The 26170-nt window shown below is 73.8% G+C and carries 21 protein-coding genes; 14 read left to right on the plus strand and 7 right to left on the minus strand.

The window, feature by feature from the left end:
• Positions 1-19: 19 nt before the first annotated feature.
• Positions 20-730 carry an NUDIX hydrolase gene (locus ACFVS8_RS11535; RefSeq protein WP_387061890.1) on the minus strand — a complete coding sequence of 237 codons (711 nt, stop codon included), beginning with the start codon at positions 728-730 and terminating at the stop codon, positions 20-22.
• Between the two features lie 112 nt (positions 731-842).
• Between ACFVS8_RS11535 and ACFVS8_RS11540 the strand changes: the two genes are divergently transcribed.
• Positions 843-1748, plus strand: coding sequence for a helix-turn-helix transcriptional regulator (locus tag ACFVS8_RS11540; protein ID WP_387061892.1), 906 nt, complete (start codon positions 843-845; stop codon positions 1746-1748).
• Here ACFVS8_RS11540 and ACFVS8_RS11545 read toward each other — a convergent pair.
• Together ACFVS8_RS11545 and ACFVS8_RS11550 are read right to left on the minus strand one after the other, a co-directional pair.
• The gene (locus tag ACFVS8_RS11545; protein ID WP_387061895.1) at positions 1670-2464 is read right to left on the minus strand and encodes an alpha/beta hydrolase; all 795 of its coding nucleotides are present in this window, start codon (positions 2462-2464) and stop codon (positions 1670-1672) included. The genes ACFVS8_RS11540 and ACFVS8_RS11545 overlap by 79 nt on opposite strands.
• Before the next feature lie 40 nt (positions 2465-2504).
• A complete protein-coding gene (locus tag ACFVS8_RS11550; RefSeq protein ID WP_387061898.1) occupies positions 2505-3299 on the minus strand; it encodes an oxidoreductase in 795 nt (264 codons plus the stop codon).
• A gap of 195 nt (positions 3300-3494) precedes the next feature.
• Here ACFVS8_RS11550 and ACFVS8_RS11555 point away from each other — a divergent pair, with 195 nt between their 5' ends.
• The 6 genes from ACFVS8_RS11555 (at position 3495) to ACFVS8_RS11580 (ending at position 14711) form a co-directional block, all read left to right on the plus strand.
• Positions 3495-4232: an endonuclease/exonuclease/phosphatase family protein gene (locus ACFVS8_RS11555; RefSeq protein ID WP_387061900.1), complete on the plus strand. Its 738-nt coding sequence runs from the start codon at positions 3495-3497 to the stop codon at positions 4230-4232.
• 118 nt (positions 4233-4350) lie between these two features.
• Positions 4351-7434, plus strand: a complete 3084-nt coding sequence (locus tag ACFVS8_RS11560; protein ID WP_387061903.1) for an MMPL family transporter — start codon at positions 4351-4353, stop codon at positions 7432-7434.
• A complete protein-coding gene (locus tag ACFVS8_RS11565) occupies positions 7434-9452 on the plus strand; it encodes a hypothetical protein (RefSeq protein ID WP_387061906.1) in 2019 nt (672 codons plus the stop codon). The genes ACFVS8_RS11560 and ACFVS8_RS11565 overlap by 1 nt, the downstream gene beginning before the upstream one ends.
• A gap of 52 nt (positions 9453-9504) precedes the next feature.
• A complete protein-coding gene (locus ACFVS8_RS11570) occupies positions 9505-10899 on the plus strand; it encodes a carboxylesterase family protein (RefSeq protein ID WP_387061909.1) in 1395 nt (464 codons plus the stop codon).
• Positions 10900-10932: 33 nt separating this feature from the next.
• The gene (locus tag ACFVS8_RS11575; RefSeq protein ID WP_387061912.1) at positions 10933-11295 is read left to right on the plus strand and encodes an iron chaperone; all 363 of its coding nucleotides are present in this window, start codon (positions 10933-10935) and stop codon (positions 11293-11295) included.
• A gap of 83 nt (positions 11296-11378) precedes the next feature.
• A complete protein-coding gene (locus ACFVS8_RS11580) occupies positions 11379-14711 on the plus strand; it encodes an Ig-like domain-containing protein (RefSeq protein WP_387061915.1) in 3333 nt (1110 codons plus the stop codon).
• On the opposite strand, the gene ACFVS8_RS11585 is transcribed toward ACFVS8_RS11580, so the two are convergent.
• The gene (locus ACFVS8_RS11585) at positions 14644-15192 is read right to left on the minus strand and encodes a hypothetical protein (RefSeq protein WP_387061918.1); all 549 of its coding nucleotides are present in this window, start codon (positions 15190-15192) and stop codon (positions 14644-14646) included. The two genes, ACFVS8_RS11580 and ACFVS8_RS11585, sit on opposite strands and share 68 nt — an antisense overlap.
• A 76-nt stretch (positions 15193-15268) precedes the next feature.
• Between ACFVS8_RS11585 and ACFVS8_RS11590 the strand changes: the two genes are divergently transcribed.
• From ACFVS8_RS11590 to ACFVS8_RS11605, 4 genes are all read left to right on the plus strand, one after another.
• Entirely contained in the window at positions 15269-15874 is a 606-nt protein-coding gene (locus ACFVS8_RS11590) for a TetR/AcrR family transcriptional regulator (RefSeq protein WP_387061921.1), read from the plus strand.
• Positions 15875-15962: 88 nt separating this feature from the next.
• A complete protein-coding gene (locus tag ACFVS8_RS11595) occupies positions 15963-16682 on the plus strand; it encodes a DUF2306 domain-containing protein (protein ID WP_387061924.1) in 720 nt (239 codons plus the stop codon).
• A 31-nt stretch (positions 16683-16713) separates the two neighbouring features.
• Positions 16714-17928 (plus strand): sensor histidine kinase, encoded by a 1215-nt coding sequence (locus tag ACFVS8_RS11600; RefSeq protein WP_387061927.1) that lies wholly within the window; start codon positions 16714-16716, stop codon positions 17926-17928.
• Positions 17925-18584 carry a response regulator gene (locus ACFVS8_RS11605; RefSeq protein ID WP_387061929.1) on the plus strand — a complete coding sequence of 220 codons (660 nt, stop codon included), beginning with the start codon at positions 17925-17927 and terminating at the stop codon, positions 18582-18584. The genes ACFVS8_RS11600 and ACFVS8_RS11605 overlap by 4 nt, the downstream gene beginning before the upstream one ends.
• Before the next feature lie 47 nt (positions 18585-18631).
• Here the strand turns inward: ACFVS8_RS11605 and ACFVS8_RS11610 are convergent, their stop codons facing one another.
• The 3 genes from ACFVS8_RS11610 to ACFVS8_RS11620 all read right to left on the minus strand — a co-directional run bounded on the left by ACFVS8_RS11610 (position 18632) and on the right by ACFVS8_RS11620 (position 23705).
• A complete protein-coding gene (locus tag ACFVS8_RS11610; RefSeq protein ID WP_387061932.1) occupies positions 18632-19723 on the minus strand; it encodes an AAA family ATPase in 1092 nt (363 codons plus the stop codon).
• A gap of 70 nt (positions 19724-19793) precedes the next feature.
• On the minus strand, positions 19794-22259 hold the full coding sequence (locus tag ACFVS8_RS11615) for a hypothetical protein (RefSeq protein ID WP_387061935.1): 2466 nt from the start codon (positions 22257-22259) through the stop codon (positions 19794-19796).
• A gap of 219 nt (positions 22260-22478) precedes the next feature.
• Positions 22479-23705: an MFS transporter gene (locus ACFVS8_RS11620; RefSeq protein ID WP_387061938.1), complete on the minus strand. Its 1227-nt coding sequence runs from the start codon at positions 23703-23705 to the stop codon at positions 22479-22481.
• Between the two features lie 78 nt (positions 23706-23783).
• On the opposite strand from ACFVS8_RS11620, the gene ACFVS8_RS11625 reads away from it, so the two are divergent.
• From ACFVS8_RS11625 to ACFVS8_RS11635, 3 genes are all read left to right on the plus strand, one after another.
• Positions 23784-24242: a winged helix-turn-helix transcriptional regulator gene (locus ACFVS8_RS11625; RefSeq protein ID WP_387061941.1), complete on the plus strand. Its 459-nt coding sequence runs from the start codon at positions 23784-23786 to the stop codon at positions 24240-24242.
• A gap of 94 nt (positions 24243-24336) precedes the next feature.
• Complete coding sequence (locus ACFVS8_RS11630) at positions 24337-25167, plus strand: DUF2306 domain-containing protein (RefSeq protein WP_387061944.1); 831 nt, start codon at positions 24337-24339, stop codon at positions 25165-25167.
• 122 nt (positions 25168-25289) lie between these two features.
• Positions 25290-26132 (plus strand): class I SAM-dependent methyltransferase, encoded by an 843-nt coding sequence (locus ACFVS8_RS11635; RefSeq protein ID WP_387061946.1) that lies wholly within the window; start codon positions 25290-25292, stop codon positions 26130-26132.
• Positions 26133-26170: the final 38 nt, after the last annotated feature.

A 26170-nucleotide genomic window follows, 5' to 3' on the forward strand; every position in this document is an offset into this window, starting at 1 on the left:
CGAGCCCCTCCGATCGGGTTCAGCGCCGAAGGTCGTCGGGCTGCACGAGGCGGTCCTGATCCCACGGCACCGACCAGCCGAGCTCGTCGAACATGCCCGCGAGCACGAGCGCCGTGAACCCCCAGACGACGCGGCCGCCGACGGTGAACGCCGGGCCCCGGAACGTGCGGTCCTCGAAGGTCAACGCCGTCGTGCCGCGATTGGCGGGGTCGAGCAGGTCGGCGACCGGCACCCGGAACACCTCGACCGACTCGTCGTGGTCGACGGCGGCGACCTGCGACGGCCTGGTCCACCACGCGGGCACCGGCGTCACGAGGTGGTTGCTCACGGGCAGCGGCATCGGGGCGAGCGTGCCGAGCGGCTCGACGCCGTCGGGGTCGACGCCCGTCTCCTCGGCGGCCTCGCGAAGCGCCGCGGCGATCGGCCCGTCGTCGGAGGCCTCGAGCCGCCCGCCCGGGAACGCGATCTGCCCGGGGTGGCTGCCGAGCGTCGCGGCCCGGCGGAGCAGCAGCACGTCGAGGTCGCGGGCGACGGGCGGACGACCCGACACGGCCGGCACGTCGTCGAGCGCCCCGAACAGCACGAGCACCGCCGCAGGCCGCGTGGGCGCGGGCTCCAGCCGGAACCTCGGGGAGTCGGAGTACCACGTGATGCCGCGCTCGCACAGGGCGAGGAGTTCGGCGCGTGCATCGGGCGACCCCGGTTCGAACCGCTCGTCGTCGCCACGCATGAGTGCCATCCTGCCACCGCTCGGACAGGTGGAGGGCGGTCGCGGATGATTCCGCACGGCGGAGCCGCGGGCGCCCCTCCCCCTCGCGCGGGCGGAGCACTACTGTGTGGCCATGATGGGCGACAACCAGATCGGCGAGCTGCTGCGTGCGCGGCGCGAGTCGCTGCGCCCGCAGGACGTCGGCCTGCCGCAGGGCGACCGGGCCAGGCGCGTGCCGGGCCTCCGGCGCGAGGAGGTCGCGGTGCTCGCCGGCATCAGCTCCGAGTACTACCTGCGCCTCGAGCAGGGTCGCGAGCGGCATCCGTCGGCCCAGGTCGTGGCGGCGATCGCGAGGGCCCTGCGCTTCGACCGCTCGACGGAGGACTTCCTGCGCCTGCTCGTGGGCCTCGCGCCCGACCGCACGGTCAGGCCGTCGACCGCGACCGCCGATCTGACGGGATTCGTCGAGGCGCTCTCGTCGACTCCGGCGTTCGCGCACGATCGGATGCTGACGGTGATCGCCTCGAACCCGCTCGCCCGCGCCGTGTCGCCGAGCTTCACTCCAGGGGTGAACCTGGTGCGCGACGCGTTCCTCGACCCGGCGCTCGCCGCGCTCTACCTCAACCGCGACGAGATGCGCGAGCGCATGGTCGCCTACCTGCGGGCGCAGGCCGCGACTCCGCCCGCCGATCCGGCGCTCCCCGCCCTGGTCGACGAGATGACCAGGGCGAGCGCCGAATTCGGTGCGCTCTGGGCGCGCATCGAGGTGAAGCCGGCCTCGACCGGGGTCAACCGGCTCCAGCACCCGCAGGTCGGCGCGTTCGAGCTGAGGTTCGAACGGCTCTGCTTCGCGGGCAGCGACGATCCGGTCATCCTGATCTACCACCCGGAGCCGGGCAGCCCGTCGGAGGCCGCGGTCGAACGGCTCCGCGCGGGAGTCGCGGTCGCCGCGGCATCCGGTCAGAAGCCCTTGGCCTCCAGCCAGTCGACGCAGACGTCGGCGATGTCGCGCCAGCCGGCGTCGATCGTGAGCGAGTGACCGCGGCCCTCGAAGACGTGCAGGTCGGTGACCGACGGCGAATCGGCGTAGAGCTTCGCGACCGCCGTCGTGACCAACAGCGGCACGGTGTGGTCCTCCGAGCCGCTCGTGAGCAGCAGGGGTCCGCGGTCGGCGAGGTGCGTGTCGACCGCGGCGGGCGAGTCCTTGGTGAAGTTCGCCGTCGCGTCCTCGAACAGGGGCCTGCCCGGCCCGGGGATGGTCCACTGCTCGAAGAGCGCATCCGAGTCCTCGCGCGAGAGCATGTTGCCGAAGCTGTAGGCGAACTCCTTTGCGGTCAGGGCGACCGTGCGGTGGCGGTTCGCGGGGTTGCCGAGCACCGGCAGGCCCGAGCGCAGCTGCGAGAACGGCAGCTTGGTGACGCCCCTGATCGGGGCGGGGTCGATGGCGACGGCCGCGACCGCGTAGCCGTGCGCCAGCAGCTCCTGCGCGATGAGGCCGCCGAACGAGTGCCCGATGACGATCGGCTTCTCGGGCATCTGGTCGATGAGGTCGGCGTAGTGCCGGCAGATCTCGCTGATGCCGACGTCGTTCAGCCCCGACGGGTCGGCGCGCGTCGAGGCGACGTCGTCGAGGTCGCCGGGCCAGCCGGGGGCCGTGGCCTCGTACCCGCGCACGGCGAGGTACTCGATCCAGGGCGCCCAGGCGCTGGAGTGGATCCACAGGCCGTGGATCAGCACGACGGGTGCATGCGACATGATCTGCTCGTTTCTGCTCGAAGTGGATGGTGCGCGAAGGTCAGAGGGTCTTGACGAGGCCGCCGTCGATCATGAAGTCGGCCCCGGTGACGTTGCCGGCGCGGGCGCCGGCGAGGATCAGCACGAGGTCGGCGACCTCCGACGGCGGGGTGAAGCGGCCGGTCGAGAACCCGCCCTGCGCCGCGACGGCGTTCTCGCGCGCGGTGTCGACGTCGGTGCCCGTCGCACGCGCGATCGTCTCGGCGACCCCGTGCTCGCCGAGCCAGAGGTCGGTGGCGACGGGGCCGGGGCTCACGGTGTTGAAGCGGATGCCGCTCGGGCCGAACTCCTTCGACAGCGACTTCGAGACGTTCCACAGCGCGGCCTTCGCCGCCGAGTAGTCGATGACGCCCGGATCGGGCAGGTAGGCGTTCACCGAGGCGATCGTGACGACGGTTCCGGCGCCTCGCCGTTGCATGCGCGGCACGGCGGCACGGATCGCCCGCACCGCCGCGAGGAAGTCGAGCTCGAGCGTCGCCCGCCACTCGTCGTCGGTGACGGCGAGGAATCCGTCGGTGCGGAGGTGCACCGCTCCGACGTTGTTCACGAGGACGTCGAGACCGCCGAGGTCGTCGGCCCTCGCGACGAGTTCCTCGGGTCCGTGCGCGGTCGAGAGGTCGACCTCGACGGGGTGCACCCGGCCGCCGACGGCGAGTTCGCGCAGCTCGGGCGTGATCGACCGCGATCCCGCGACGACGATCGCCCCCTCATCGGCCAGGGCGCGCGTCGTCGCGAGCCCGATGCCCCTCCCCGCCCCGGTCACGACCGCGATCCGGTCGTCGAGTCCGAGATCCATGGCGGTCTCCCTCCGTCTGCTCCTGCCCGCACGCTACGGCCCCGCCCGCAGCCCCGGCGTGACCGTGCTTCTCCTGGTAGTCGCGCACCCAGTCGGCGGCCGCGGCATCCGTCGCCTGAGACTCCGGCGGTAACGTGCGGGGAACTCGCAGCGCAACCCCACCCCGTTCATGGGCTGGCGGCATATCCTGATCGAATGCTGGTGATCAGCTACAACCTCCGCAAGCACCGCGCGATCTCCGAACTCGCGGCGCTCGATGAGCGCTACTCGCCCGACCTCGTCTGCCTCCAGGAGGCCGACACGCTCGACCTCGCCGAGCAGGAGGGGCGGCTGCGCCTCGCCCACTCGACCGTCGGCAGCAGGCTCGGGCTCGCCGTGTACTACCGGCCCGACCGCATGGAGGTGCGCGACCTCCGCACCGTCGCGCTGAAGAAGTCCATGCACGACCGCGTGCTGCGCCCCGCGCACGAGCGCCTGCTCGGCGCGCGCGTATACGACGTCGAGCACGAGCGCGAGGCGATCGTCGCGTCGTTCCACGCGGCGCCGCTCACGGCGCTGAACTCGCTGCGCCGCCACCAGATCAAGGCCGCGCTCGGCGAGCTGCAGCTCATGGGCCCGCACCTGCCCACGCTCATGGTCGGCGACTACAACTACCCGATCTTCAAGGACAACCTGGCCGAGAAGGTGCGAGAGGCCGGCTACGACCTCACCTTGAGCGATAGTCGCACCTATACGCGGTACAAGTTCTTCCGCGGGCACTTCGACCTGGCGACCTCCGCCGGGTTCGACATCCGCAAGGTCGAGACCCTGCCGCGCGGCGCGAGCGACCACCTGCCGATCCTCGTCGACACCGAGTACTCGATGCCCGCCGACCGCCCGGTCGACGCGGTCGCCGAACCGGCGGACGCCGCCGGCGCCGTCGACGTCGCCTGAACCGCGCCGTCGAAACCCCCTGAACCGGTGGTTGCCCGCCGGGTCGCGACACCCCTAGCCTGAGCACGATCGCCGCACGCGGGCCGACCCGCGCACGGCGGACGAGAGCGACCGGCAGATGTCCTCCGCGTTGTACGCACTGGGTCGATGGGCCTTCCGGGCACGGGTGCGCATGCTCGTGCTCTGGCTGGGCGTGCTCGCGGTCTGCTTCACCGGTGCCGCGCTGATCGGCCAGGGCACCGACAACACGTACAGCATTCCCGGCACGGAGTCGCAGGACGCGCTCGACGCGCTCGCCCGCACCTTCCCCCAGGTGAGCGGGGCCACGGCGCAGCTCATCGCGGTCGCGCCCGACGGCGGCGACGTGACGGACGCGGCGTTCGAGCAGGCCGTCGAGGCGACCGTCGCCGAGATCGAGGCCATCCCCCAGGTCGCGGGCGCGAGCAACCCCTACGACACCCCCGGATCGGCGAACCTCGCGCCCGACGGCTCGGCCGCGCTCGTGCCGATCCAGCTCTCGGTGTCGACGACGTCGGTCGCTCCCGAGACGGCCGATGCCCTGCAGGCTGCGGGTGCCGACCTCGAGCAGGCGCTGCCGGACGGCTCGCAGGCGGCCGTCGGCGGGCAGTTGTTCGCCCAGACGTCGACGGGCATCAGCATCACCGAGCTGCTCGGCATCATCGTCGCCTACCTCGTGCTGCTCGTCGCCTTCGCCTCGTTCACGGCTGCGGGCATCCCGCTCGTCACGGCGCTGCTCGGCGTCGGGGTCTCGCTCGCCGTCGTGCTGACCGGCACGGGGTTCCTCACGATCACCTCGACCACGCCGCTGCTCGCGCTCATGCTCGGGCTCGCCGTCGGCATCGACTACGGGCTGTTCATCGTGTCGCGGCATCGCGACCAGGTGCAGGAGGGCCTGGACGTCGAGGAGTCCGCCGCCCGTGCGGTCGCGACCTCGGGATCCGCCGTGGTCTTCGCCGCCATGACCGTGATCATCGCGCTGCTCGGCCTGGCGGTCGCGGGCATCCCCTTCCTCACGACGATGGGCGTCGCCGCTGCGCTCGCGGTGGCGACGGCGGTCGCGGTCTCGCTGACGCTCACGCCCGCGCTGCTCGGGTTCGCGGGATGGCATGTGGTGGCGAAGCGGTACCGCCGCGGTGCCGCTCCCGATCCCGATGCTGCTGAGAGGACGGATGCCGGTGGCGGGCCGATCCCCGCGAGCACCGACGACGATGGGACGGCCGCAGACACCGCCTCGGCGGACACCGCCGCCGCCGCTGGGCCGCCGCCCGCCGATGACGGCCGCGCGGCGGACGTATCGGACGCTGCGGCCGACCAGGGCGAACCGCCGCACGACGCCGCGGCCGCGGCATCCGCCCCTCACGGGTTCTTCGGCGGCTGGGTGCGCGGCGTGACGAGGTGGCCGATCGTGACCGTCGTGCTCGTGGTGGGCCTGCTCGCGCTCGCGACGGTGCCTGCGGCGAACCTCCGACTGGCCCTGCCCGACGCCGGTTCGCTCGACGAGGGCGAACCCGGACGCGTCACCTACGACCTCATCGCCGAGCATTTCGGCCCGGGGTTCAACGGCCCGCTCATCGTCACCGGCCTCATCATCGAGTCGACCGACCCGGTCGGCCTCATGGACGACCTCGGCGCGACCCTCGCGGCGGTGCCCGGCGTGGCATCCGTTCCGCTCACCACGCCGAACGAGACGGGCGACACGGGCATCGTGCAGGTGATCCCGGAGGGCTCGCCCGACTCCGAGCAGACGAAGGAGCTCGTGTCGACGCTGCGCGCCATGCACGACGACCTCGAGGCGGAGTTCGGCGTCGACCTCTCGGTGACGGGCTACACCGCGGCGGGCATCGACATCTCGGACCGTCTCGCGGGGGCGCTCGCGCCGTTCGGCCTGCTCGTGGTCGGGCTCTCGCTCGTGCTGCTCGCGATGGTGTTCCGCTCGATCGTCGTGCCCGTGACCGCCGCGCTCGGGTACGTGCTCTCGATCGGGGCCGCGTTCGGCCTCACGAGCCTCGTGTTCGTCGAGGGAGTCGGCGCCGCCCTGCTCGGCGTCGCCGACGTCGGCCAGGTGATCAGCTTCATGCCGATCATCCTCATGGGCGTGCTGTTCGGGCTCGCGATGGACTACGAGGTGTTCCTCGTGAGCCGCATGCGCGAGGACTACGTGCACCAGAACGCCGCCGCACGCGACGCCACCGGCGCCGTGCACCGCGGCTTCGTCGCCTCGGCGCGGGTGGTCACGGCGGCCGCGATCATCATGTTCTCGGTCTTCGTCGCGTTCGTGCCGGGCGGCGACGCCTCGATCCAGCCGATCGCGTTCGGGCTGGCCGTGGGCGTCACGATCGACGCGTTCCTCGTGCGCATGACGCTGATCCCGGCCGTGCTCGTGCTGTTCGGGCACCGCGCCTGGTGGATGCCCGCCTGGCTCGACCGCGCGCTGCCCGGGTTCGACATCGAGGGCGAGGGCCTCACCGAGGAGTTCGCGCTGGCCGACTGGCCCGAGCCGGGCGACCGGTACGTGCTCGCCGCCGAGGGGGTGCGCGTCGCCGGGCGCGACGACGACTCGGGCGACGAGGTCGAGGAGGTCGAGATCGGCGACGAGGAGTCGGCGGGTCGGGCCCTCGGGGCCGCGGGCGGCGTTCCGCCCGAGCACTCCGGGGCGACGGATGCCGCGGGCCGACCGCGCGGCTTCACGGCACGTCTCGAGGCGGGTGACGCGCTCGTCGTGTACGGCGGCGATGCCCACGACCGCCGCGAGCTGCTGCTGGCGCTCGGCGCCAGGCGCCCCATCGCCGCCGGACTGCTCAAGGTCTGCGGCCTCGTGCTGCCTTCACGCGCCTCCGGCGTGCGCTCGCGCACCGCGTTCGCCGGACTCACCGGTTCGCTCGACGCCGAGCGGATCGTGCGCACCGCGCTCTGGAACACCGGGGACCTCGTGCTCGTGGACGGGCTCGACGAGGTGGGCGATCCCGAGGTGCGGCGGCGTCTCGCCGCCCTGCTCGCCGAGGCGCACGGGCACGCGCGTCGTCACGGCGAGCGCCCGCTCTCGGTCGTCGTCTCGGCGGGCGAACCCGGTGGCGCGAGCGACGTGCTTCCCGTCGCGTGCGCCGTGCACGCGGCATCCGTGACCGGGTCGAGCGGCGCGGTCGTGACCGTCGCCGCCGCGCGATCCGAGGGGGCCGGCTGATGGCCGGGCGGTTCTCGGCGACGGCGGGAGCCGAGCGGCTCTCGCGGCTCGGCGTGGTCGGCGTTCTCGTGGCCCCGCTCCTCATCGGCGGCGTGCTGACCTGGGCGCTCACCGAGCCGACGACCTCGCTCGACCGGGTGACGGCGGCGATCGTGAACGACGACGTGCCCGTCACCGTGAACGGGTCGACCGTTCCGCTCGGGCGGCAGTTCGCGGCCGGACTGCTCGCAGGCGGCACGACCGCGAGCAGCCCGAGTGCGATTCCGAGTCCGAGTCCGAGCCCGAGCCCGAGCCCGACCCCGGGCACCAACACGAGCCCGAGCGCGCCCTCGACCGCGACGCCCGGCCCGACCGGCAGCACCGACCCCGCGACCCCGGCGACCGACGCCGCGACCGCGCCGGTCGACGGGTCGGACGCGAACTTCACGTGGGTGCTCACGAACGACGACGACGCGGCGGCAGGCCTGCGCTCCGGCCGCTACGCGGCGGTCGTCACGATCCCGGCCTCGTTCTCGGCCGCGGCCACCTCGATGGGCGGGCCGGCCGCCGAGGCCAGGCAGGCGGTCGTCGAGATCGCGACCACCCCGGCATCCGCGTACCTCGACCCCGCGCTCACCGAGGTCGTGACGCAGACCGCGGTCGCCTCGCTCAACCGGCAGCTCACGTCGCAGTACCTCGGCAACGTCTACGCGGGGTTCAACGAGATCGGCGAGCAGATCGGCAGTGCCGCCGACGGCGCCGACCAGGTCGCCGACGGCGCGGCCTCGCTGAGCTCGGGCGCCGAGCAGCTCGCGAGCGGGGCGTCGCAACTCGCGACCGGGCTAGGGTCGCTCGACGCCGGAGCGTCGGCGCTCGATGCGGGGCTCGGCGAGCTCGACGCGGCCTCGCAGTCGCTGCCCGGCGATTCGGCGGCGATCGCGGCGGGCGCCGCCGGGGTCGCGGATGCCACGTCGCAGGCCTCGTCCGCCGTGAGCGACGCGACCGCCAGGCTCGCCGCGGTCGTCGCCGAGATCTGCCGCATCCCCCCGGGGCGCCTCTGCTCGCAGGCGCAGGACGCGCTCACCCGCGCGCAGGACGCCGACGCCCTCGTCGGACAGCTCGCCTCGGGCGCCGACCAGGTCGCGACGGGCTCCGCCGAGCTCGCAGACGGCCTCTCGTCGCTCGTCGACGGCCTCGACCAGACGGCCGCGGGCGCCGACCAGGTGGCCGCCGGTGCCGCCCAGGCCGACGCGGGCGCCGCCTCGCTGAGCGAGGGGGCGCGGTCGCTCGCGACCGGTGCCGGCCAGCTCGACACGGGGGCCGCACAACTGGCCGAGGGCCTCGCGAGCGCGACCGAGCAGATCCCGACCTACAGCGCGAGCGACATCGCGACACTGTCGTCGGTCGTCTCGCTGCCCGTGCTCGCCGACCACGACGCTCCGACCCGCGGCGTGGGCTCGGCACCGCTGTTCGCGGTCGTCGCGATCTGGTTCGGCGCGATGGTGCTGGCGTTCGCGCGCGCACCGGTTCCCCCGAGCCGACTGCTGACGGGCGCTTCGTCGAGCGGCATCGCGTGGCGCGGCCTCGCCCCGACGATCGCCCTCGGAGCCGCCCAGGGCCTCGTCGTCGCGGCCGTGGTGCTGGCCGCAGTGCCCCTCGGACCCGCGGAGTGGGTCGCGTTCGCGGCCGCGGGCCTCGCCGTCGGCGCGGTCTTCGGCGTCGTGAACCAGGGGCTCGCGGCGGCGTTCGGCGGCGTCGGGCGCTTCGCGGCGCTCGCGATCGGACTCGTCGCCCTGGTCGCCGGGCTCACCTCGACGGCGCCGAGTGCGATCACGGGCCTCGCGGATGCCGCACCCACCGCTGCGGCGCGCAGCCTGCTGCTCGCGACGCTCACCGCCGATGCCGCGGGCGGCTGGCTCGCGCTGCTGCCGCTGGCCGTGTTCGGCCTGCTCGGTGCCGCCCTCGTGCTCGCCGGGGTCGCGGCCCGGCGCGGCGCGCCCCGCGCGTCGGCGGGCGGTGGCGGCCGCGATGCGGTCTGATGCGCCGCACCCGGCCATGGCGACGCACGCCCTCCTGCGGCAGAATCGTGCGATGACCGACCTCTCCGCGCAGCGCCGCGACGATGCCGCCGACCGGCTGCCCGACCTCACCGCCGTCGAGACGCCGTGGGGGGCCTTCGTCGGCGTCGAGGACGACGGCGTGCAGCGCATCCGCAACATCCGCTATGCGACGGCCGATCGGTTCGGCGTGCCGCACCCCGTCGAGCCCGACCCCGCGTCATCCGACGACCTGCAGTTCACGACCATCGCCTGCCCGCAGCCGCCGAGCCCGAGCGCCGCGGTGCTCGGCGACCCGCTCGAGGGAGCCGTCTTCGACGAGGACTGCCTGCGGGTCACGGTCACCCGCCCGGTCGATGCCCCGGGCCCGGTGCCGGTGCTCGTGTGGATCCACGGCGGGGCCCACGTGTCGAACGCGGGCGACCTGCCCGGGTTCGACGCCTCGGCGCTCGTGCGCGAGCACGGCGTGCTCGTGGTCGCGGCGACCTTCCGCCTCGGCCTGCTCGGGTTCGCGGGCGACCGGCTGGGCGACGATTCCGCCCGACCCGCGAACCTCGGCCTGCTCGACGTCATGACGGCGCTGCGCTGGGTGCGCGAGCACGTCGCGGGGTTCGGCGGCGACCCCGAGCAGGTGACCGTGTTCGGGCAGTCCTCCGGGGCCGACGCGCTCGCCCACGTGCTCGCCGCCGACGGCGCCGACGGGCTCATGACGCGGGTCGTGCTGCAGAGCGCGCCCTTCGGCATCCGCACCGATCGCGACGAGATGCAGGCGAAGATGCGCGAGGCGATCGGCGTGATCCCGGCCGAGGCCACGACCGACGAGATCGGCGACCTGCAGCTCGCGGCGAAGCAGGCGGGCTCGGGCTACGGCCTGCGCTCGGGCATGAGCTTCGGCCCCGAGGCCGGCGAGGCGCCGCTGCCCGCCGAGGCCGAGATCCCCGAGGTCTGGCGACGACGCGCGCCGGGCATGGACGTGCTCGTCACCTGGACGACCGAGGAGACGATGTTCTTCCTCGGCACCGTGCCGAAGCTCGAACGGCTCTTCCGGGTGCCGCTGGTCGGCGGGCTCGCCCGGCGCGCGCTCGTCGGCGCGACGACGCGCAGGGTCTACGCGACCGAGGGCCGCCGGTTCGCCGAACTGCTCGCCTCGAGCGGCGCATCCGTGCAGGTCGGCGTGTTCGACGCACGACCCGAGGGCGGCCCGTTCGGCGCCGCGCACGCGATCGAACTGCCCCTGCTGTTCCCGAACGAGCGCGCATGGTCCCGTGCAGCGCTCGTCGCCCCCGACGGCGCGGCCTCGCTCACGTCGGCCGGGGCACCGCTGCGTGCGGCGTGGGCCGAGTTCGCGCGCACCGGCCGCATCGCCGCCGACCACGTTCCCGCCGGCACCGGCTGGCGCGGCGGGCTGCGGGTCAGGGACGTGCGCTGACCGATCGAGAACCACCATGACGAAGGAGCCGAGATGAGCGACAAGCCCACCACCGTCGACGAGTACGTCGCCACGTTCGAGGGCGAGCCGGCCGAGCGCCTCGCCGCGGTGCGCGCAGCGATCCACGAGGTGCTGCCCGACGCCGAGGAGAAGCTGCGCTACGACATCCCGGCGGTCGCGATCCACGGCCGGTACTGGCTGCACTTCGCCGGATGGAAGAAGCACATCGGCCTCTACCCCGTGCCGCACACCGAGGGCGAGCTCGAGGAGCGCATCGCGCCGTGGCGCGCAGCGAAGGACACCGTGAACCTGCCGTACTCGAAGCCCCTGCCGCTCGACCTCGTGCGCGACATCACGCGGCTCGTCGTCGGACTGCACGGCGACCGACCGGACTGAGCCCGACTCCGGCCCCACGGCACGGGGTCTTGCGGCATACTCGGCGAACGCATAATGTCGACGCTCCTTGAGGATTCCTCGCCATGCAGAGATCGCAACGGAAACACCCGTCCGTCGCGCGGTGGCTCGCCGCGGTCGCCATTGCCGTGCTCGGGGTCGGGACATTCGCGCTCGGAGGCGCGACCGCGGCGAGCGCCGCCGAGGTCGACACCTGGGGCGGGTTCTCGGTCTCGCCTGCGGCGCCCTTCACGGGCGCGGTCGCGATGCCGGGCACCTTCCCGTCGACGACCTTCACCTCGACCTCCAGCTCCGCGACGGTGGTGAGCGGCGCCTCGACCTGGCAGGCGGCCAGCACCCCCGTCGGAGCCGTCTTCGGTTCGAGTCGCGACCGCACCTACCTCAACCAGCGACCGGCCGCGAACAACGCAGCCTCCCCGTCGGTGACGACCTACACGTTCGCGTCGCCAACGCCGACATCGGGCTGGGCGTTCGTGCTCGGCGACATCGACGCCGACCAGGTCACCCTCTCGGCGACCGGGACCGACGGCGCCGCCGTGCCCGTCGAGGGTCTCGGCTACCAGGAGTCGTACAACTCGTGCCACCGCAGCGGCGGCCCGTCGTGCGACGCCGCGAACCTGAACGACCGACCGGCGTGGGCGGACGACGGCACGACCGGACTCCTGCTGGGCAACGCCGGGGCCGCCGACACCGACGGGGCGACCGCATGGTTCGCGCCGTCCGTTCCGCTGGCGACGCTCACGATGTCGTTCCGGTGGCGCAGCGGCTTCCCGATCTACCAGACCTGGTTCGTGGCGAAGACCTTCGCCGCCGGCGGCACGGTGACGCTCGACGGCGCACCGCTCGCCGGCGCGACGGTGACCGTGCTCGACGATGCCGGCGCCGTGATCGCGACGGCCGTGTCCGGGGCGTCCGGGAGCTGGGTCGTGCCCTCGCTGATCGCGAGCGGACCGTACCGCGCGGTCGTCGTGCCTCCCGCCGGCATCGCGCCCGTTCCCGACCGGAGCTTCTCGCTCGTCGACTCGGACGCGTCTGGCGTCGACTTCCCCTTCGTCACGCCGCCGCCGCCGGTCGCGGCGGACGACGAGGCGGCGACGCTGCAAGGGGCGCCCGTCGACCTGCCCCTGCTCGAGAACGACGCGGCCGGATCCGACGAGTTCCCGCTCCTTCCGGAGAGCGTGCGATTCGAGCTCCCCCAGGACGCGCCGGCGGGCACGGTGCTCTCGGCGGACGCGAAGCAGCTGACCGTTCCCGGCGAGGGAGTCTGGGCGGTCGACGCCGACGGCGTCGCGACGTTCGCCCCCGAGCCCGGGTTCACGGGCGATGCGACCACGGTGCCCTATTCGGTCGACGACAGCCGCGGCGGACGTGCGACCGCGACGGCGTCGGCGCGCGCGGCGCCGGTCGTCCCGGCCGCGGGCGACGATCCCTTCGCGACCCCGATGGGCACTCCGGTGCGCAACCCCGTGCTCGACAACGACGTGCCGGGCGACCCGTCGGTGCCGCTCGTTCCGGAGTCGTTCGCCTTCGTCCTGCCCGTCGGCGCTCCCGCGGGCTCGACGCTGAGCGACGACGGTCGGACGCTCGTGATCGCAGGCGAGGGCACGTACGCGATCGGCGACGACTCCTGGGTGACCTTCACGCCGGAGGCCGCGTTCGCCGGCGCTGCGACGCCCGTGCCCTACACGGTCTCCGACGTGAACGGCACCATGGCGACGGCCGAGATCCTCGTGACGGTGAGCGCCACGGCCCAGCCCGTGGGCACGCTCGACCAGACGTCGACCCTGCAGGGCGTGCCGGTCGCCGGACCGATCCTCGCCAACGACGCGGCCTCGAGCGCGACGGAGTCGCTGCTGCCCGACACGATCCGGTACGTGCTGCCCGACAGTCCTCCGGCGGGCTCGAGCGTGTCCGCCGACGGCCGCACCATGGTCATCGGCGGCGAGGGGACGTACACGGTCGACCCCACGTCGGGCGAGGCCTCGTTCACTCCCGAGCCGACATTCGTCGGCGTCGCGACGCCCGCTCCGTACACGGTGCAGGACTCCGCCGGGCTCACCGCCTCGGCGACGATCGTGGTCACCGTGCTGCCGGTCACGCCGCTGGCGGTCGAGGACGCCGAGACCGTGCCGCAGGGAACCCCGATCGTCGTCGATCCACTCGCGAACGACGAACCCGGCACCGCTGCGATCGCACTCGTGCCGTCATCGCTGACCCTGCAGGTGCCCGCCGACGCTCCCGACGGGTCGTCGCTCTCGCCCGACGGCGTGCTCACCATTGCCGGCGAGGGCGTGTACCGGCCCGAACCGTCGGGCGGCATCCGATTCACGCCCCTGCCCTCGTTCACCGGCGACGCGACGCCGGTGCCGTACACGGTCGTCGACGAGAACGGCACGGCAGCGGCATCCGTCATCTCGATCTCGGTCACCCCGGTCGAGCCCGCGCCGTTCCCGGATGCCGCGACGACCCCGCAAGCGACCCCGATCACGGTCGACGTGCTCGCCAACGACCTGCCCGGGGTCGACGCCGTGCCGCTGGCACCGACGAGCGTGGTGCTGCGCCTGCCGGATGAGGCGCCTGCCGGAACCCTGCTGGGCGTGGACGGGCGGTCGCTCGTCGTGCCGGGCGAGGGCGCCTACACGGTGGACCCGGCGACCGGCTCGATCGCGTTCGCGCCGGAACGCGGGTTCGTCGGCGAGGCGACCCCGGTGCCGTACGACGTCGCCGACGCGAACGGCACGACGGCGGCGGGCGTGCTCGTGGTCTCGGTCTCGCCCGTGACGCCGGTCGCGGGCGTCGACAACGCGGCGGTGCGGTACGGCGAGGCCGCGACCATCGACGTGCTCGCGAACGACGTGAGCGGCAACGGGGCCGACGGCGGCGCACCCGCCCCGCTCGTGCCGGGGTCGGTGCGACTCGAGTTGCCGCTGGGCGCCGCGCCCGACGCCCTCTCGGCCGACGGGCGAACACTCGACCTCGACGACGTCGGCCGATTCGTCGTCGACCCCGCGAGCGGTGCGGTGACCTTCACGCCGGCCTCCGGCTTCTCCGGCCCGACGCCCGTCGTGCCGTACACGGTGCTCGACGCGAACGGCACCGTCGCCCGTTCGAGCCTCCTCGTCGACGTCGCCCCCGCCCCGCCGACCGAGCCTCCGCCGACCGAGCCGCCGCCAACCGGGCCCCCGACGGCACCTCCGACCGCGCCGGGAGGCGGAGGCACCCCCTCGGCCACGACCGGGTCGAGCGGCACGACCACCCTGCCCGCGACCGGGAGCCCGGTCGGGGCCCTGCTCGTGCCGGCGCTCGTGCTGCTCGTGGCCGGACTGGTCGTCAGCCTCGGGCGTCGGGCACCCGCGGCCGACCGGAGTGCCGGGACAGGGGCGCCGCCTCCGCGGTGACGGGCGCGGGCACCGGGCCAGCAGCGAGCCCGAGCGCGCGCCGATGCACGATCTCGGCCTGCACGGCGATCATGATCGCCACGATCACGAGCACCTCCGCGAAGCTCGACCCGTCGGCGATGCCGGCGAAGCCGGCGACCACGCCGAGCGCGACCTTCACGAGGATGACGCCGACGAAGAGCGACACGGTGACCCACGTTCCTCTTCGCATCACCCGGCCGTCATCGGCGACCCAGACCTCGGTGAGGCGGCCGCGCAGCACGCCGACGACCGCGCTCAGCGAGATGCCGCCGAGCAGGAACCACCACCCGGCACCCACTGGCGGCGCCCACCCGCTCGCGACGAGGCTCGCGACGCCGACACCGGCGTAGATGAAGGCGAGGCGGAATCGCGCCGAGCCGCCGGCGACGCTCACGCGGGTCTGCTTGAAGATCGCGTAGACGACCATGCCGAGGAGCAGGACGAGTTGCACGGGTTGCATGTGGTTCTCCCAACGTCGTTCACCGCATTAGATACGCAGCAGTATCTAAAATACGGTGAACTGATAAGATACGCAAGTGGATCTTGAAACGAATGCGGCGCCGACGGCCGCGACCCGTCGACGCGGCGACGAACTCGAGGCGGCGATCCTCGGGGCGGCGTGGGAGCAACTCCTGACGGGGTACCCGAACTTCACCTACGACGCGATCGCGAAGCGCGCGCAGACCAGCAAGCCGGTGCTGTACCGCCGGTGGCCGACCCGCGAGGCTATGCTCGCGGCCACGCTGGCATGGCGGGGCGCCACCGACCGACTCGTCGCGCCCGACACGGGCAGCCTGCGCGAGGACCTGCTCGAGTTGCTGCGCGAGGCGAACCGCAGGCCGGAACGGTTCCTCGGCATGCTGAGCGCGCAGGTCGGCGGGTTCTACGATGCCGCGGGCCTCACGCCGGGGCTCCTGCGCGACCAGTTCCTCGGCGGCGCGCCGAGCGCGCTCGCCACGGTGTACCGGCGCGCCGTCGACCGTCGCGAACTCGACGCCGATCGGCTGACGCCCCGCATCGAGGCCGTGCCGTTCGACCTGTTCCGCATGCAGTTGTTCATGACGCTGCGGCCGCTGGCCGACGAGGACCTCGTGTCCATCGTCGACGAGGTGTTCCTGCCGCTCGTCGCGATCGAGGGCTGAACGGCGTCATCGGGCATCGGCCGATCGGCCGAGGCGCGCGAGCCTGCCGTCCGATGCGGCCGCGGCATCCGCTCGCGAGCATCGGAGCATGGACGCTTCCCTCCGAACTCCGCAGCCGACCGCCGCGCCGAGTCGTCGCAGCCGCCGCCCCGAGTGGCTCGCACCCGCCGGCCTCATCGCGCTCACGCTCGTGCCGATGGCCGCGGGCACGAGCCGCCTCGCGCAGCTCGGATCGGGTGCGCAGGTCACCGCCGAGAACGCGCGCTTCTTCGACTCCCCCGTGCCGGTGATCGCGCACATCATCGGTTCGACGGTGTTCCTGCTGGTCGGCGCGCTGCAGTTCGCGCCCTCGCTCCGGCGACGTCGCTGGCACCGGCTCGCCGGACGCGTGGTCGCCCCGGCCGGGCTCGTGTCCGCGGCATCCGGACTCTGGATGGCGGTCGCCTACGACCTGCCGTCGAACAGCGGCCTCGCGCTCATGCTCATCCGCATCGTGCTGGCCACCGCGATGGCGGCCGCGATCGTGTTCGCTTTCCTCTCGATCAGGCGGGGCGACGTGCGCACCCACAGCGCCTGGATGACCCGCGCCTACGCGATCGGCCTCGGCGCGGGCACGCAGGTGCTCACGGTGCTGCCGTGGGCGCTGCTCGTGGGCGAGCCCGACGAGTTCGCGTACACCGCGCTCATGGCGCTCGGCTGGGCGATCAACCTCGCGGTCGCCGAGGTCGTCATCCGGCGGCGCGACCGCAGCGGCATGTTCGGCCCGAGGCCGGGCACGACCGCGACCGCCACCGCCAGGACCTCCTAGATGACGGATGCCGCGCACCTATCATGAGGGCATGACGAGCCCGTTGCGGTCGCTGTGGAACGCGCCGGCCGCGGTTCCGCCGCCGCCTCGCCGGGTCTGGCGCGACTGGGTGCTCGTCGGCGTGCTGGTTCCGCTCGTGCTCGTCGAGGCCGCACTGCGGCCCGAGGTGCCGTGGCGTTGGGCGTGGGCCGCGGTGCTGGTGCTGCTCCTGCCGACCCTGCTCTGGCGACGCACGCGCCCGTTCACGATGCTCGCGGTCGCCTTCGGCACAGGAACCGCATTCGGGCTCGTCACCGGCGGCGACCCGCAACTCTACACGACCGCGTACGTCCTGCTGCCGCTCTACGCGGTCATGCGCTGGGGTTCGGGCCGCTCGATGCTCGGCGGCGGCGCGCTCGTGCTCGCCGGGTGGGCCATGTCGCTCGCGACCGGCCCGCAGACCCTCGCCGACGCGATCGGCGGCCTCGCCGTGGTGGTCACGGTCACCTCGCTCGGGCTGGCCTTCCGCTGGCGCGCGGGCGCCAGGGCACGGGAGCTCGACCGCATGCGCCTGCTCGAACGCGAGACCCTCGCCCGCGACCTGCACGACACGGTCGCCCACCACGTGTCGGCGATCGCGATCCAGGCGCAGGCGGGGCTCGCCGTCGCCGACGCGCAGCCGGATGCCGCGGCCGCCGTGCTGCGCACCATCGAGTCGGAGGCCTCGCGAACCCTCGACGAGATGCGCGCGATGGTTCGCGTGCTGCGACGCGACGGCGAGCCGGGCGAGCTGGCGCCGGCACCCGCCGCGGCGGACCTGCGGGGGCTCGCGACGCCGGTTCCGGGAGCGCCGGGCGCGCTCGAGGTGGCGGTCGTGGTCGACGACGACCTCGACGGGCTCCCGCCCGCGATCGGCGGGGCCGTGTTCCGGCTCGCGCAGGAGGCCGTCACGAACGCCCGTCGGCACGCGACGGGCGCCACCCGCGTCGACGTGCTCGCCCGGGTCGACGACCTCGGCGTGCACCTCGAGGTGCGCGACGACGGCGCGCCCGCGGCATCCGCCCACTCCGCCCGTGCCGGGTACGGCATCACGGGCATGATCGAGCGCGCGACGCTGCTCGGCGGCACGTGCGAGGTCGGACCGGTCGGCGACGGCGACGGTTCGGGCGGCGACGAGGCCGGGGCGAAGCAGGGCGGATGGCGGGTCTCGGCCCATGTGCCCCGCACGGCGTGGGCGGCGAACGGACGACCAGGGGGAACGTCATGACGGTGCGGGTGCTCATCGCCGACGACCAGGAGCTCGTGCGCACGGGCCTGCGCATGATCCTCGACGCCCAGCCCGACATCGAGGTCGTCGGCGAGGCGGCCGACGGCCGCGAGGCGGTCTCGATGGCCCGCGCGCTGCGGCCCGACGTGTGCCTCTTCGACATCCGGATGCCGGTGGCCGACGGCCTGGCCGCCACGCGCGAGCTCGCCGGGCCGGGTGTGGCCGACCCGATGCCCGTCGTCGTCATCACGACGTTCGACCTCGACGAGTACGTCTACGCGGCGCTGCGAGCCGGTGCGCGCGGGTTCCTGCTGAAGAACGCCGGACCGGTGCTGCTGCGCGAGGCCGTGCACGCGGCGGCGAGGGGCGACGCCCTGATCGACCCGAACGTCACCGTGCGCCTCATCGAGGCGTTCGCGGGCACCGAGCCCGACCCGCGGGCGACCCCGTCGACGCCGCTCACCGACCGCGAGCAGGAGGTCGCGGCGGCGGTCGCACGCGGGCTCGGCAACACCGAGATCGGCCGTGAGCTGCACATCTCGCTCAGCACCGTGAAGACGCACATCGCGAGCATCATGGCGAAGATCGGGGTGCGCAATCGCGTCGAGCTCGCGATCTGGGCGACCGAGGCCCGCGGCGGCCCGGCGCGGCGTTAGGCGACCCGCAGGGCGGCTCGGCGTTCCGCCCGAGCCCCGGCGCGGCGTCAGGCGAGCCGCATCGCGCCGCCGTCGACCACGGCCCGCACCGCCTCGACGGTGCGCTCGACGTCGAGATGCGTCGTGTCGAGGGCGTGCGGTTCGAGTGCTCCGAGGTCGGCGAACTGGCCGTGCAGGTCGCGGACGACGGCCTCGTCGCGCAGGGCGTCGGCCGAGCGCGCCGTCGCCCGTTCGACGGCGACGTCGGCCGACGGGCGCAGCACCACGTAGTGCAGCGGCGCTCCGACCCCGCGGGCCGCGTCGACGATCGGCGCGAGGAACCAGGGCCCGACGACGCCGTCGACCACGACGTCGTAGCCGCCGGCGGCCCAGCTCGCCGCCGAGGCCGCGATCGTCGCGATGACGACCTCGTTCTGCCGCTGCGCCGCCGGCAGGTGGGGAGCGACCGCCCCCGACCGGATCGCCGAGTAGAACCCGTCGGTCTCGAGATGCACGGCGGGCCGTCCGGACCGCTCGGCGATCAGGGCTCCGACGGTCGACTTACCCGAGCCCGACGGCCCGGTGACCACGATGACGGCGCCGGGAGCGTTCCGCGCGTGCGAGGTGTCGTCAGCGTCCGTCGGGTCGAGGCCGGTGGGCACCGGCGCCGGCTCCGCCGCGTCGAGTTCCTGGAACAGGGTGAGCTGCAGGCCCGCCGGCCCGCGCAGGCGCGAGTTGACCGACCGCCACGGCGTCTCGCGCGACTCGGCCTCGAGCTCGGCCCCGGCCGCGACGAGCTCGGCCGTCACCGCCCGACCGTCGTCGACCTCGAGCGCGACCCGCAGGCGGTCGCTGGGCCGGCCCTCGGCCTCGACGCGATCGATGAACGCGACCTGCGCTGGGTTCGACAGCTCGAGCGTCGCCCGGCCCGCGTCGAGGATCCGGACCATCGCCCCGCCGTCGCCGTCGTACGCCTCCTGCTCGGCCATGCCGAGCGCGTCGCGGTAGAACGCGAGCGCCCGCTCGAAGTCCGCGGCGTGCACGACGAGCCGCAGTTGCCGCACGCGCTGCACCGAGGCGCCCGGCTCGACGGCGTCGGCCGCACCGGGCGCCTCGTCATCGCGGTGCTGCTCGGCGGGGTTCACGGGAGTCGGTTCCATGACGCCAGTCTTCACCCGATGCCGCGTCCGGCACGTGGTCGACCTGCGGAATTCGCCCCGACCGGCAGGATCAGGTGACCGGCGCGCTCCGCCGGGCGTCTGCCCTCGACTTCGAGCGCCGCAACGGCAGGACCTCGGCGGCGGTCGGTGCGGTCGGTGCCGTCGGCGCCGTCGGTGCCGTCGGCACGGCGCGGTCGGCGGCGAGCTGCTCGACCACCGAGGCGACGAAGGCCTCGACCTGCTGCCGCTCGGCCGGCGTGGGCACCCAGAACACCGCGGCGGCCACCCTCGCGACGACCCCGGCCGGATCCTGCTCGTGCCGCACCAGCAGGCACCGCACCGAGAACGCCGGGTCGTCGATGAGCGACCGCGCGGCGCGCAGGCGCTGCGCATGCTCGAGCGCCCCGGCCTCGGTCGTCTCGATGACGCGCAAGAGCGTCGACGCATCGACCAGCATGCCGAACTCGTCGCCGCGCAGCCCGGTCGCCTGGGCGACGGTGTCGAGGCCCGTCGCAGCGGCCAGCGCATCCGGCTCGAGCACGCCCTGTCCGGCGAGCGCCCCGCGCGCCCCGGAGAAGCGCTCGATGTCCCAGGCCGAGCCGATCGGCCGCAGCACGAGGTCGCGCATGCGCTGCTCGGCGCCGAGCAGCTTCAGCTCGGGATCCCACTCGGCCATCTCCCGGTAGAGGTCGACGAGCTGCGCCGCCTCGACGCGCTGGATCGCCTCCGACACGACCCGCCCGCGGACCTGCCCGGGTTCGGCGGTGCGCGATCGCCGGGCGAGGTAGCACGCGTACGAGTACCGGATCTCGATCTCGCCCGATGCCTTGGTCTCCTCGAGCCACGGGCCGACGATGACGACCGGGTCGCGTGTCGGGCCCGACCGGCGCGGCGGGCGCCGCAGGCGCGGGGTCGTGGCATCCGGTCGAACGCGCTCCGCCGACGGGTCGGCGGCCGAGACGAGGTCGCCGTGCGCCTCGCCCTCGTGGAAGATCACGTAGCAGAGCGCCGCCCTCGCCCGCATGCGCAGCAGCGTGCCCGCCGGGTCGCGCCGATCGCGTTCGCGCCGCTCCCAGACGCGTCGGGCCCCGTCGCGGTCGTGCCGCAGCGAGGTGCGGACTCCAAGGCTCAGCGCCTGCCACCGCGAGAGCGCGCACTGGTCGGCGGTCTCGCGGTCGAGGGTCGTCACCAGCTGCTCGACGGCACGGCGGATGCGGGCACGACGGGCCTCGACCGCGGCATCCGTCGCCTCGTCGAGGTCTACGAGGGCCGCCCAGTTGCGGGCCGCGAACGAGTACAGCATGAGCGTGCGCAGCAGCATGAGGTGCGGCTCGCCGCACCGGGCCCCGAGCACCTCGCTCGCGCGGCGGCCGTGCTCGTACTCGTGCCAGTCGCGCGGGTCGGCGTCGAACACGACCGCGGTGTCGCACACCCACGCGGCCTGGTTGACGACCGGTTCGAGTCGGTCCATGAACGCCTCGAGCGAGGCCCGGTCGTGGGCGCGGTCGATGGCGGGCAGCACCCGGTTGTACTCGACCAGCAGGCTGCGCGGCTCGAGTTCGACGGCGCGATCGAGGTAGACGTCGCGTTCGGTCGGGTCGTCGGCCATCTGCGCCACGCCGAGGCATCCGAGCGATCGCCAGTTCCTCGCCCCGTAGAACCCGCGCACGTCGGGGTAGCGCTCGGCCATCGTCACGGCCGTGAACGCCGCGGCCATCGCGAGCAGCTTCCGATGGTGGTCGGATGCCTCGTCGGGCCGATGCGCGGTCGCGTCGGGGTCGAGCCGCAGGTGCACCTCGCCGAGCGAGAGGCCGTTGCGCCGCAGGGTGGTGATGGCGGAGTCATCGTCGACCATCGTGACCTGCAGCAGCCACGGCGACGAGTTGAAGAGCACCTGCACGAGCCAGGCCACGATCGAGGCGAGCCCGTTGCCGCTGCGGTCGGCGATGGTGATGAACTCGCCGAAGTCCGGGGTGTTCTGCCGCTCGACGCGTCGACGCGGGTCGTCGGTGTTGAGGTCGCGCACCTGCAGGAGCGCGTCGATCGACCAGGCGCCGTTCATCGAGCCGTCGCGCCCGATGACGTGCGCGTCGATCTTCGACCGGGTCGCGAGCCCTGGCGCGAGCACGCCGATGGCCAGCGTGGCGAGCAGCCCTCCCACGATGACCCACATCAGCAGCGCGTCGCGTGCGAACACGGTCACGAGCACGGTCGCGATCGGAGTCGCGGCGACGAGCATCCACCCGACGAGCCGCAGGTTGCGGCCGGTCGCGCGCGTGAGGCGGAGGTTCCGCACGGGCGGCAACAGGGTCACGATGCGGGCGGCGACCGCCAGCCCGATCCACCAGGCCGCGATCGCGATGCCGGCGTCGGTCAGCGGTGCGAGGTTGCCGTCGACGAATCGCTCCCACCGGGTGCCGACCGACGAGGCCCACCCGCCCATGCCAGCCGAGGCGCCAGCGCCGGCCGACGAGCATCCGGCGAGCAGCAGCACCGGGGCGACCGCGACGATCGACGCGACTGCCGCCTTCGGCATCCGCGCCCGCCGTGACTTCCGAGCGTGTCGCATGATCCATACCGCCTGCCCCGACCATGGACCCGCGCCGGCGGCGACGGGTCAGTGCCCGCCCTGAACCTCGCGCGGTGAGCCCTGAGATGCGGGCTCAGCGGTCGGCTCCGGCACGCTCGCAGTGCGGCGACAACTCGAGTTGCGCCGGGTGCGCGGCCCTCGGCGCGTTGCCGCCGTCGATGAGCGTCATGACGGGGTTCCCTCCGGAGCGGCGAGCGGAGTCGAAGGGGCGACGGATGCCGCGGGCCGGCGCCCGAGGTTGGCGACGACGAGGGCGCCGACGCCGATCGCGAGGATGAGCGGCACCCCGGCCTCGAGGGCGAACTGCAGGCCGGAGGCCGTGGCGAGCGCGCCGAGGCCGAACGCGGCGAGCGCCTGCACCAGGTACCCGACGACGTAGGCGGCCGAGATCACGGCGGCCCGCTCGTGCGCCGGGGCGGTGCTCGTGATGAGCCCGAGGCCGCCCGAGAACATGAGGCTGTACCCGCCGCCAGCCACGAGCGAGGCGGCGATGAACGCGGGCAGCGAGTGGGCGGCCCCCGCGAACACGAGCAGGCCGAGCCCCGCGACCGCGAGCCCGGGCCCGATCGTCACGGCGAGGCGCGGCGGCATCCGTCTGGCGAGGATCGCGACGACGCCGATGCTCGCGGCCGACAGGGCGATGATCGCGCCGTCGACGAACGCGTCGGTCGTGCGCACGAGGTCGCGGGCGATCTGCGCGCCGAGCGCCAGGAAGATCGCCCCCATCGCGTAGGCGGCCGAGATGCCGAGCGTGCCGGCGATGAACGGGCGGCGCTCTGCGCGGGGCATCCGGGGCAGCCGCGGTCGCCATGGGCCGGATGCCTCGTCGCGGGTGTGTCGCGGCAGGGCGGCGACGAACGCGGCGACGACGACGGTGACGGCCGCGAGCACCCAGAAGCTCAGGTGCAGCGGGTCGGGTGCGTACTGCACCAGGAATCCGCCGAGGATCGTCGAGAGTGCGAGCCCGGTCGCGGTCGACGCGGTCGTGGCCGTGCTCGCGCGGGTCGCGCCGTCGAGGCCGCCGAACTCGACCATGGCCGCGGTGGCCGGGCTGAGCGAGAGCCCGACCCCGACGCCCATGAGCACCCGGCCCACGAAGATCCAGGTCAGATCGGGCGCGACGGCGAACGCGATCGCGCCGGCGCCGACCGCGGCGAGGCCCATGAGGATCACGGCACGTCGGCCGATGACGTCGGAGAGGTTGCCGAACACGATGAGCACCGGCACGAGCACGATCGGGTAGACGGCGAAGATCGCCGTCGTCACGGTCGGCGGCACCGTCCACTCGGCGGCGTACAGGGGGTAGACCACGGTCGGCGCCCCGCTGGCCCACAGGGCGAGGCCGGCGACGGATGCCGCGGTGAAGAAACTCGCTCGTCTGCCCAGGCTCATGCCGGCCTCCTCTGGATTGGAAACCCCAAGCTAGCATGCTGACTCCGAATCTCCTACTCAGGCTGGTAGACTCGTGCCATGTCCGCCGTCGCCCCCTCGTTGCAGCGCTGCTCGATCGCCCGCACCCTCGACGTGCTCGGCCAGAAGTGGTCGCTGCTCATCGTGCGCGAGGCCATGTGGGGCCGCACGAGGTTCGCGGAGTTCCGCGAGCGGCTCGGCATCGCACCCGACATCCTCACCGACCGCCTCGGCCGGCTCGTCGAGGCGGGCGTGCTCGAACGCCGCCCCTACCGCGACGAGGGCGAACGCGAACGCGAGGAGTACGTGCTCACCGATTCAGGTCGCGCGCTCCTGCCCGTGCTCGCGGCGATGGTCGACTGGGGCGACGAGTTCCGCCCCACCGGGTTCGGCCCGGCCGCTGTCTACACCTCGCGCACGACCGGCGCTCCCCTGCAGCTGGCGTTCGTCGACGCCGACGGCGCGCGGCACGAGCTCGACGACGTCGTGCCGGTGCGCGGGCCGGGCTCGCTCGGCTGACCGCTGCGCCGGCCCGCGCGGCGCGGCCGACCCGCGCCCCGATGCGGGGGTTGACCCGATGTCCGCACCGGCCCGTCGCTCGTACCGTGCGACCATGACCACCACGAGCACCGGCGCATGGCAGCCGCCCGCGGCATCCGACCCCACCGACACCGCCGTCCCCACCGACGCCGCCGTCCCCGCCGACTCGAGCGGCACCACCACCCCCGCCGCCGGCCCTCGGCCCGGCACGCGCATCGCCTGGGTGTGGGTGCTGCTCTCGTCGCTCGGTATCGCGGCGTTCGCGGTGGTGCCCTACCTCACGGCCTCGCTGCGCTCGCTCGCCGAGCAGCCGTCGGGCGGGCTCGCGGCGAACTACGCCGAGCAGCCGTGGCCGATCCAGGTCGCGTTCTACGCGCACATCGTCGCGGGCGGCCTCGCGCTCGTCATCGGGCCGCTGCAGTTCTGGCGCGGCCTGCGCACGAGGCATCCGCGCGTGCATCGCTGGACCGGGCGCACCTACCTCGCCGCTGTTGGCATCGGCGGGCTCGCCGCGCTCGTGATCGCGCCCGTGAACGACGCCGGCCTCGTGGGCCTCTTCGGCTTCGGCGGCCTCGGCGTGGTGTGGCTCCTGACCGGCTCGCTCGCCTACCGATCGATCAGGCGGGGGAATGTCGCGAGCCACCGCGCATGGATGATGCGCAACTTCGCCCTCACCTACGCCGCGGTCACCCTGCGCATCTGGATCCCGCTGCTCATCGTGCTGCAGCTGCCGTTCCTGGGCGGCGACGTCGACTTCGACACCGTGTTCGCGAACGCGTACGCCGCGGTGCCGTTCCTCTGCTGGCTGCCGAACCTCGTCGTCGCCGAGTGGCTCATCGCCAGGCGCGGCCTGCCGGGGTTCCGCCCGGCGAGCGCCTCGATCGGCGACGCCCGGCATCCGTAGTCCTGCGTGCAGATCTCCGTGTGCGGCACGGATGCGGCGCCGTCGCGCCCGCACGACACTCGCTCCATCAGTCATCACCGACCGGGCGCAACGCCCGGACGACACCGATCGAGGAGCACCGCATGACGGACACCACGGCGATCACCGCAACCGAGGCGGATCGCGAACTCAAGGCCAAGCACCGCAGCATGTGGGCGTCTGGCGACTACCCGACGCTCGCGTCGGACCTGATCTGGGAGCTCGGCCCGCGCGTCGTCGCGGCGACCGGGGTGCGCCCGGGCGACCGCGTGCTCGACATCGCGGCCGGAAGCGGCAACGCGTCGATCCCGGCCGCCGAGGCCGGCGCAGAGGTCGTCGCGAGCGACCTCGCCCCCGAGCTCTTCGCCGTCGGGCGCCGCAAGGCCGCCGAAGCCGGCGTCGGGATCGAGTGGCGCGAGGCCGACGCCGAGGACCTGCCGTTCGAGGATGCGTCGTTCGACGCCGCGGTCTCGACCGTCGGCATCATGTTCGCGCCCCACCACGAGGCCGCGGCGGCGGAGCTGCTGCGCGTCGTGCGCCCCGGCGGCCGCATCGGCCTGCTGAGCTGGACGCCCGAGGGCTTCATCGGCCGCATGTTCGGGGTCATGAAGCCGTACGCGCCGCCGCTGCCCGAGGGCGCGACCCCCGCACCTCGCTGGGGCGACGAGGCGCACGTGCGCTCGCTGCTCGGCGACGGCGCGACCGACGTGGTCGCGGTGCGGCAGACGGTCGAGATCGGCCGGCTCGAGAGCGGCGCCGAGTTCCGCGACTACTTCAAGTCGCACTACGGGCCGACGATCGCGGTGTACCGCCGCATCGCCGACGACGCCGAGGCCGTGCGCGCCCTCGACGACGCGCTCGCCGCCCACGGCGACGAGCAGTTGCGGGCCGACGGTTCCGGCGCCATGCGCTGGGAGTACCTGCTCGTCACCGCCAACAGGAGCTGACCGGACCACCCGGGCACCGGCACCGCACCGCACCGCAA

This window comes from Agromyces sp. NPDC058110 (assembly GCF_042884735.1).
Lineage (GTDB): Bacteria > Actinomycetota > Actinomycetes > Actinomycetales > Microbacteriaceae > Agromyces.